Origin of the sequence: Lentisphaera araneosa HTCC2155 (assembly GCF_000170755.1) — a bacterium.
GTDB classification, from domain to species: domain Bacteria; phylum Verrucomicrobiota; class Lentisphaeria; order Lentisphaerales; family Lentisphaeraceae; genus Lentisphaera; species Lentisphaera araneosa.
On record NZ_ABCK01000078.1, the window covers coordinates 1 to 1,258 of the forward strand.

The window sequence follows — 1,258 nt, forward strand, 5'->3', positions numbered from 1 at the left end:
AAAACTTCCAACACCTTATCTCGAGGGCCATCAGCAATCATAAGTCCTTTATCTAAAACAATAATTCTATCAACGAGCTGCAGTTCACGCATTTTGTGAGTACTAAGAATAAGTGTTTTGTCTTTAGTAAACTCTTTCATTTTGGCTAAAAACTCAGCTTCAGCACCTGTATCTAAAGATGAAGTAGGTTCATCCATCAAAATTATAGGGGGGTTTTTAGCTACTGCCTGAGCAATAGCGACTAATTGGCGTTGTCCACCTGACAATTGTGAGCCACCCTCACCGACAGGTAAATCAAGACCCATGGGCTGAGAATTTAAAAGTTTATCTAAACCTGAAACCTTAACAACTTCATCAAGTTCTTCATGAGATAAATGCGGATTGGCATAAAATAAATTATCCCTTACTGAACCATCAAAAAGCTTAGCTTCTTGTGAAATGCAGGAGACAGCTTGTCTCAAATCTGCTCAATCCACTTGGCGATATTAAAGCCATTATGGAAGCTGGCGACGTTTTCAAATACGCTAAGCAGATGGGAGAATAAAAATGGATTTAAAAATCTGTGTATTGCCTGGCGATGGTATCGGCCCGGAAATTATTGAACAAGCCGTAGTCGTACTTGAAAAAGTATGTGAAAAGTTTGGTCACAATCTCACTACGGAAGAAGCAATTATTGGTGGCGTTTCTATCGACGCACACAATACGCCTCTCACACAAGATACAATTGATAAATGTTTAGCATCTGATGCGGTACTCATGGGCGCGATCGGCGGACCTAAATGGGACAAAATCGACAAGTCAATTCGTCCTGAGCGTGGTCTTCTTGGTATTCGTAAAGCTCTCGGTCTCTACGCTAACCTCCGTCCTGCAAAGCTTTGGGAAGAACTCAAAGATGCTTCTTTCCTCAAGGATTCTGTTATTGGTAACGGTCTCGATATCATGGTTGTTCGTGAACTTATCGGTGGTATCTACTTCGGTGAGCCACGCGGTGAAGGTGTTGACGAAAACGGCGAGCGTTATGCTTACAACACAATGGTTTACAAAGAGTCAGAAGTTAAGCGTATTGTAAAGCTTGCTTTCGAAATCGCTCGCAAGCGAGGCAGCAAGCTTCACTCAGTAGAAAAAGCTAACGTTCTCGACGTGTCTCAGCTTTGGAACGAAGTCGCTGAAGAAGTGTCAAAAGACTACACTGACGTGGACTACCACACAATGTATGTTGATAACGCAGCTATGCAGCTCGTTCGTAACCCAGGTCAGT

At 42.5% G+C, this 1,258-nt stretch carries 2 protein-coding genes; one reads left to right on the forward strand and one right to left on the reverse strand.

What is annotated here, in order from left to right; all coding sequences use genetic code 11:
• Nucleotides 1-461 (reverse strand): ATP-binding cassette domain-containing protein (locus tag LNTAR_RS24690; RefSeq protein WP_007281512.1); only part of this gene is annotated, 461 nt, incomplete at its 3' end.
• Between the two features lie 85 nt (nucleotides 462-546).
• On the opposite strand from LNTAR_RS24690, the gene leuB reads away from it, so the two are divergent.
• A partial coding sequence (gene leuB, locus LNTAR_RS24695) for a 3-isopropylmalate dehydrogenase (RefSeq protein WP_007281513.1) occupies nucleotides 547-1,258 on the forward strand: 712 nt, incomplete at its 3' end.